Below are 5,853 nucleotides of genomic sequence, written 5' to 3'. Positions count from 1 at the left end.
CGGCACCGCCGCGCCCGCACCCCCGGAACGCTGTCGGCGGCGTAGCGGATCACCACCGCGACCGCCTGCTCGCTCACCTCCACCGTGCCCGGCAGGTCGGTGGGCAGCTCCAGCGTCTGCCCGCGCCGCACCTCGGCGCGCACCGCGAACATGATCCGGCCGAACAGGTCCGGCGGTGTCGGTTCCGGTTCGTCGATCAGCTCCTGGGTGGCCTCGCGCAGCGCCAGCAGACTCTCCCGCGCCGCCCGGCAGTCCGCGCAGCGCGCCTCGTGCGCGTCCGCGTTGCCCGACTGCACGGCGTCCAGCCGCCGCCACACCTGTTCCATGCCGCGCCCACAGGGCAGCAGATAGTCCTCGTCGGTATCGGTTACATCCGTCATCGCCATGCCTTCATCACCTCCGCCAATTGCACCCGGGCCCGGGCGATGCGCCCGCGGACCGCCGTGACGTTCGCACCGACGATGTCGCCGATCTCCTCGTACGAGCGGCCGTGCACCTCCCGCAGCAGCCAGCACGCCCGCTGCTCCGGCGTCAGTTGCTGCAAGGCCGCCGTCAGCGCCTCCAATTGGCTGTTCACCTGCACCGCGTGCTCGGGTCGGATGTCGTGACGTGGTGACACCGTGCTGTCCGGATCCACATCCGCCGCGGGCTGACGGGTCCGCAGCACATTCAGGCACCGGTTCGTGGTCGCCCGGTACAGCCACCCCGCGAACGCGGCATCGTCGTGTAGCTGACCGATCCGTCGCCACGCCGTCAGGAAGACCTCCTGCACGACATCCTCGGCCTCGCTCCGGTCCGCCAGCATCTTCGCCGCCAACCGGAACATCGGCCCCTGATAGCGCAGGACTAGCTGTTCGTAGGCACGAACATCGCCGTCCCGCGCCCGACTCACCAGGGTGGCATCGTCGAGTTCTGCCGCATGTGCCGCATCCGTCGGGGTCACCACGCCTCCTCACCGTTCACCAATCAGGACACGGCTATCTCGAAAACATCACGCTCCAGTATCCGTGACCGTTGTCTCATCGTTAGCCGAGTGACGTTCCCGTGCCTCCAGTGTCCTCATATCGGTGCCTGAATCCGGGCACAAACACTCGATACGGAGGTTTCGATGTCTCTGAGTGACAAGATCAGCAACAAGGCCGAGGACCTCACCGGCAAGGCCAAGGAAGCCGCCGGTGACGTGACCGGTGACGACGAACTGCGCGGCGAGGGCAAGGCCGACCAGCTCTCCGCCGGGCTGAAGGACGCCGCCGAGGACATCAAGGACGCGGTCGGCGACGTCGTGGACAAGGTGAAGGGCACGTTCGGGAAATAGTCCGGCGAGCCGTGCACGGCATCGAGCCCCGCCCGGGAAGGGCGGGGCTCGATGCGCGGATACGGCTGCCGGTGCGATCCCGGCGAACGGGCGGCCGCGCTACCCGCCCGCCAGGCTCTCGCGGATGGCCCGCACCGCCGCGGTCGGCGAGTAGTCCGCGGGCACCCCCTCCACCATGATGATGTCCCCCTCGATATGCCGCGACCGCAGCGGCGCGATCTCCCGATAAGCGGGCGAATCCCACCACGCCCGCGCCTCCTCGATCCCCGGGAACCCGATCATCACCACGTGCCCGGGCCAACTCCCCTCCTTCACCTCATGCTCCTTCATGTGCACGAGGTAGCGCCCCCCGAACTCCGCGAAGGTCCCCGGCAACCGCTCAATGTACTCGGCGATATCCGGATGTGGAGTGGCATCACGCAGATGGGCGATTACGTAGGCAGACATGGCATCCTCCGGTCGATCTTGTTCGTCTCACCGATGGTTGCACGCGGATGGCCCTAGGAGCGATTACCTTTCGGGTAACGGCCGCGCGGTGCCCGCTCGTTGGTGCTCTGCCAGCACCTCGTCGTCGAAGCGGGCGCGGGCGCGCTCCACATCGGGCAGCGTGACGGTCGCCCAGTGCAGCAGGGCGTCGATGAGGCCCTGCAACGACTTTCCCAGCGGTGTGATGCGGTATTCGACCGCGACGGGCCGCGTGCCGATCACCACGCGCTCGACCATGCCGTTGCGCTCCAGGCGGCGCAGGGCGGTGGTGAGCGACTTCTGCGTCACCACCGGGATGGCGCGGCGAAGTTCGTTGAAGCGCAGCGACTTTCCGCAGAGGGCGTCCATGATCTGCAGCGACCACTTGTCCAGCATCTGATCGAGCAGCTCACGGTGCTGGTCGGTGAGCTGCGGGGCGTCCGTGCCGGAGGGGGTGGTTTCCTGCATGCCACCTAGTCTCGTTGAAGTTCCCTTCGAGTACCAGGTAGACATCGGATACCTACTCCGACAATGAAGGGATCATCCGTGACAGTGCAGCTGCTCACCCCGCCCGGCATGTTCACGCCCGTTCCGTACCACCACGTCTCGATCGGTACCGGGTCCCGCCACATTCACGTCGCCGGCCAGATCGCCCGCGACGCCGACGGCAATCCGGTGGCGCCCGGTGACCTGGCCGGACAGCTCGTACAGGCCCTGCGCAATACCGCGCGCGGCCTGGCCGGTGCCGGGGCCACCTTCGCCGACGTGGTCCGCCTCCGCTTCTTCGTCACCGGATGGACCCCCGACAAGTACGACGAGTTCGTCGCGGGCATCGAACGCGTCACCGACGAACTCGGCATCCCCCGACCGCTGCCGCCCGTCTCGGCCATCGGCGTCGACTACCTCTTCGAGCCCGACGTGCTCGTCGAGGTCGAGGCATACGCCGTGCTCGACTGACCCGCGTTCGCCGATCTCAGGATTGCGCCCGCTCGACCAGGGCGGCAATCCGGTCGGCGATCGCGGAGGCGCTGTCCTCGGGGAAGAAATGCCTGCCCGCCACCACGTCCGGCGCCGCCAGTCCGGCTGCCTCCGCCGCCTGCCGCCCATGCTTGGTCAAGGTCAGCGCCGGATCATCGCGAGCCCACACCACCTGCACCGGATATTCGTCCGCACCGAGCACCCCTCGGTACAGGCGCTCCTTCTCCGGTGTCGTCTCGAACGACCGCATGATCCGCAGGAACGCCCGTCCACCGTCTCCGCGGGTCAGCAGTGCCCGATGCACGTCGATCTCAGCGCCGGTGACCGAGGTGTCGGCGGCGAGTCCGATGCGCCGCATGAGCGCACGGAAGACCGGCCCCCGCGCTCCCGCCAACCACATCCGATTCACCCCGGGTACCTCGAAAGGCCGCATGGACCATGGCTTCCGAAACGACGCCGCCGCCACCACGGTATCCAATACGGTCAGCGAGGCGATCCGCCCGGGATCGGCCGCGACCGCCTCGAACCCCACCGGCCCGCCGATGTCGTGCACCACCAGATGCACCCGCTCCAACCCCATCCCCCGAATCAGTTCCCCCACATGCCGCCCCAGCCCACTCCAGCTGTAATCGAACTCCACCGGCCGCTCCGACAACCCCAACCCCGGCAGATCCGGCGCGATCCCCCGAAACCCCCGCCCCGCCAACTCCCCGAGCACATGCCGCCACAGATAGCTCGACACCGGAACCCCGTGCAGCAGCAGCACACTCGGCCCCGCCCCCACATCCCGCACAAAGGTCCGCACCCCACCGACCTCGACATACCGCCCAGCCGCCGCATGCGCATCCAACAACCGCGCCACCCTGGCATCCATATCGACCATGCTGGTCGATTGCACCTCGATTACCAAGGCTTCTCGCGCATCCGATCACCCTCCGCCACACGAACGGGTGCGACCGGTCCCCCGCGACCGGTCGCGCATCGCACCTAGCCGGACAGGCTGCTGAGGATGCAGGAGAACTGCGCCAGCGGGTGGATGACGGTCTGGCAGTTGTTCGCGATCTGCTCGGTCGCCGCCGGAGCGTGCGGTTCGAGCGACAGCGGGGCAGCGGCAGCGGCCCCCGCACCGGCCAGGGTCGCGGCGCCGACAACAGCACCAACGAGGACTCCGCGCAGTACGCGCATCTGAAACTCCTTGCGTATCAGGAAACGGCGGCCGGAGAACGCCCGGACGCGCCGCCCAACCTACCCGATTCTGTTGTGTCCGAGCGACTTCGGCGAGTGCTCGGCACAATGAACCGACGTTCATCCCTCGTTGTGTCGAGAACCCTTCGATTCCTACGACACTCCTGACTCATCGTTGAGGCCGGCGAACCGGGTTCCGGGCTTCTTCTACGATTCGAAGGGGCATCGTGTGGTGTAGTGGCCGATCCTATGATTGACGGGCCATCGACGTTGGTGTCTCGGCCCGTGTATGAGAAGGGGGCGAGTCCGATCCGAGTTGGAGTGCGATGGCCGCGATAAGCAGCGCTGCGCCCCCGATGGTGTAGAAGAGGCGGAGCTTCCCGGTCGAGTGCACTTCCTTCTTCCATGCGAAGAAAAACCGAACCTCCTGCGGGCTACTCTTCCCGATCTGTCCGGTCAGGCCCGCTTGTGGAAGATGGGTTCTGAGTTGCTGCTCAAGATCGAGGCCGTGTTGTACGGCGCCAGTCAGCAGGCGGTGATACCAGACTTTGTCGACGAAATAGAAGGACATCCATAACACAAATCCCAGGAACAGTACAATAAAAGACAGTTGAACCGAGTGGCCAAAGACCTTCACTGCAGTGCTGTCCTTCGCGGCAACTGCGGCGGCGCCGAAGGCAAACGTTAGAACAGTCATGGCGAGTCCGCGTATGCGCCATTCAATATCGTTGAAATGCTGCTGCACTTCAATTGTCTTCTTCCACATCTCAAGATAGTGGGGAATATCTTCCTTCTCCAACTAGGCCTCCTTGAAATCGAAATATAACAGAATCTCTGAGAACCCTTCTGCAAGCGTGTAACTTGGGTGAACTTCATGACCTGCAGATATTGATTGTTCCCGCTCTATGTCGTCGTCAGTCCAATGGGATACTCGACGCAGGAGCTCGTAATCTGTCCGGTGCTGTGCGACGCCGGGTGGTGAACCCCGTCCTCGGCAAACAGATTGCCGGTGAAGGTTGTTCGTCGGTGATGGTGTCGGTGAGGGCTTCGGCCTGTGCAGCGATCCGTATCGCCCGGGCGGGATCAGTTTCTGTTATTGCAGTCACGATCCCCGCCAACGCTTTTGCCTTCCCCCTGGAATCGTCGAGGGCGAGGTTCCGTGTTCAGTTGGTCCCGCAGCCCACTGGGTGGTGGGTGTGGGTGCAGGCCGCAGCGTACTCGGCCGGCGTCAGGTAGCCCAGCGCCGAATGCCGATGCCGATGGTTATGGTCGGCCTTGAAATCGCCGATCACCACCCGGGCCTCGAGCAGGCTGGTCCAGTGGTTGCGGTTGAGGCACTCGGCCCGCAGCCGGCGGTTGAACGATTCGACGAACCCGTTGTTCCAGGGCGTGCCGGGCGGGATGTAGAAGAGCCCGACCCGATCGGTGCAGAACTGTTGCAGGGCAACGGAAATGAACTCCGGACCGTTGTCCATCCGCAACACCCTCGGTGGACCTCCCGCCGCCGCGAATGCCCTGTCCAGCTCGGCGACGAGTCGCTCGGCGGTGATCGAGCGTTCCACCACGTGCAACAGCGATTCACGGGTGTGTTCGTCGATCATCGACGCGATCTTCACCGCCCGACCGTCGGTGGTGGAATCGAACTGGAAATCCAACGCCCACACCACCTTCGGCGCATCCGCCTCCACCGGTGGAACCGAGGAGACCCCGGCCCGTTTGCGCGGGTGATGTTCACGAACCTGCAGACCCTCCTCACGCCAGAGCCGGTGGACCTTCTTGATGTTCACATCGCTGCCCTCGTCGAACCGCAGCGCCGCCCAGGCACGGCGGAACCCGTGGCCTTGGTGTTTGACCGCGTAGGAGCGCAGCCAGGCCCGCAAACCGGCGTCCGGATCGGTCGGGGTGTCCTT

At 65.5% G+C, this 5,853-nt stretch carries 9 protein-coding genes and 1 pseudogene; 2 read left to right on the top strand and 8 right to left on the bottom strand.

All coding sequences use genetic code 11. The features are described from left to right. Together QK444_RS31535 and QK444_RS31530 are read right to left on the bottom strand one after the other, a co-directional pair. Window positions 1-386, bottom strand: a pseudogene (locus QK444_RS31535) (Asp23/Gls24 family envelope stress response protein); the annotation flags it as partial. Next, a complete protein-coding gene (locus QK444_RS31530; protein WP_282785722.1) occupies window positions 377-943 on the bottom strand; it encodes a sigma-70 family RNA polymerase sigma factor in 567 nt (188 codons plus the stop codon). The gene QK444_RS31530 and the pseudogene QK444_RS31535, both read right to left, overlap by 10 nt. A gap of 165 nt (window positions 944-1,108) precedes the next feature. On the opposite strand from QK444_RS31530, the gene QK444_RS31525 reads away from it, so the two are divergent. After that, window positions 1,109-1,315 (top strand): CsbD family protein, encoded by a 207-nt coding sequence (locus QK444_RS31525; RefSeq protein ID WP_282785721.1) that lies wholly within the window; start codon window positions 1,109-1,111, stop codon window positions 1,313-1,315. A gap of 99 nt (window positions 1,316-1,414) precedes the next feature. On the opposite strand, the gene QK444_RS31520 is transcribed toward QK444_RS31525, so the two are convergent. Together QK444_RS31520 and QK444_RS31515 are read right to left on the bottom strand one after the other, a co-directional pair. Further along, entirely contained in the window at window positions 1,415-1,762 is a 348-nt protein-coding gene (locus QK444_RS31520; RefSeq protein ID WP_282785720.1) for a DUF1330 domain-containing protein, read from the bottom strand. Window positions 1,763-1,825: 63 nt separating this feature from the next. Further along, window positions 1,826-2,248 (bottom strand): helix-turn-helix domain-containing protein, encoded by a 423-nt coding sequence (locus QK444_RS31515; protein WP_282785719.1) that lies wholly within the window; start codon window positions 2,246-2,248, stop codon window positions 1,826-1,828. A 78-nt stretch (window positions 2,249-2,326) separates the two neighbouring features. Here QK444_RS31515 and QK444_RS31510 point away from each other — a divergent pair, with 78 nt between their 5' ends. After that, window positions 2,327-2,737, top strand: a complete 411-nt coding sequence (locus QK444_RS31510; RefSeq protein WP_282785718.1) for a RidA family protein — start codon at window positions 2,327-2,329, stop codon at window positions 2,735-2,737. 16 nt (window positions 2,738-2,753) lie between these two features. Here QK444_RS31510 and QK444_RS31505 read toward each other — a convergent pair whose 3' ends face one another. The 4 genes from QK444_RS31505 to QK444_RS31490 all read right to left on the bottom strand — a co-directional run. After that, window positions 2,754-3,632, bottom strand: coding sequence for an alpha/beta fold hydrolase (locus tag QK444_RS31505; protein WP_282785717.1), 879 nt, complete (start codon window positions 3,630-3,632; stop codon window positions 2,754-2,756). A gap of 113 nt (window positions 3,633-3,745) precedes the next feature. Continuing rightward, window positions 3,746-3,943 carry a hypothetical protein gene (locus tag QK444_RS31500; RefSeq protein ID WP_282785716.1) on the bottom strand — a complete coding sequence of 66 codons (198 nt, stop codon included), beginning with the start codon at window positions 3,941-3,943 and terminating at the stop codon, window positions 3,746-3,748. Between the two features lie 247 nt (window positions 3,944-4,190). Continuing rightward, the gene (locus QK444_RS31495) at window positions 4,191-4,742 is read right to left on the bottom strand and encodes a hypothetical protein (RefSeq protein WP_282785715.1); all 552 of its coding nucleotides are present in this window, start codon (window positions 4,740-4,742) and stop codon (window positions 4,191-4,193) included. Between the two features lie 364 nt (window positions 4,743-5,106). Next, window positions 5,107-5,853: IS3 family transposase (locus QK444_RS31490; RefSeq protein WP_282785714.1), on the bottom strand; the 747-nt coding region annotated here is incomplete at its 5' end.

The organism is Nocardia sp. CC201C (genome assembly GCF_030010695.1).
In the GTDB taxonomy this organism is placed as follows: Bacteria; Actinomycetota; Actinomycetes; order Mycobacteriales; family Mycobacteriaceae; genus Nocardia; species Nocardia otitidiscaviarum.
Note: the sequence above shows the minus strand (reverse complement) of the source record. Positions and strands in the feature narration are given on the sequence as shown.

Excerpts from the sequence above, each read along its gene's own strand:
- QK444_RS31525 (WP_282785721.1), top strand. The coding sequence starts at position 1,109 with ATGTCTCTGAGTGACAAGATCAGCAACAAGGCCGAGGACCTCACCGGC.
- QK444_RS31520 (WP_282785720.1), bottom strand. The coding sequence starts at position 1,762 with ATGTCTGCCTACGTAATCGCCCATCTGCGTGATGCCACTCCACATCCG.
- QK444_RS31515 (WP_282785719.1), bottom strand. The coding sequence starts at position 2,248 with ATGCAGGAAACCACCCCCTCCGGCACGGACGCCCCGCAGCTCACCGAC.
- QK444_RS31505 (WP_282785717.1), bottom strand. The coding sequence starts at position 3,632 with ATGGATGCCAGGGTGGCGCGGTTGTTGGATGCGCATGCGGCGGCTGGG.
- QK444_RS31500 (WP_282785716.1), bottom strand. The coding sequence starts at position 3,943 with ATGCGCGTACTGCGCGGAGTCCTCGTTGGTGCTGTTGTCGGCGCCGCG.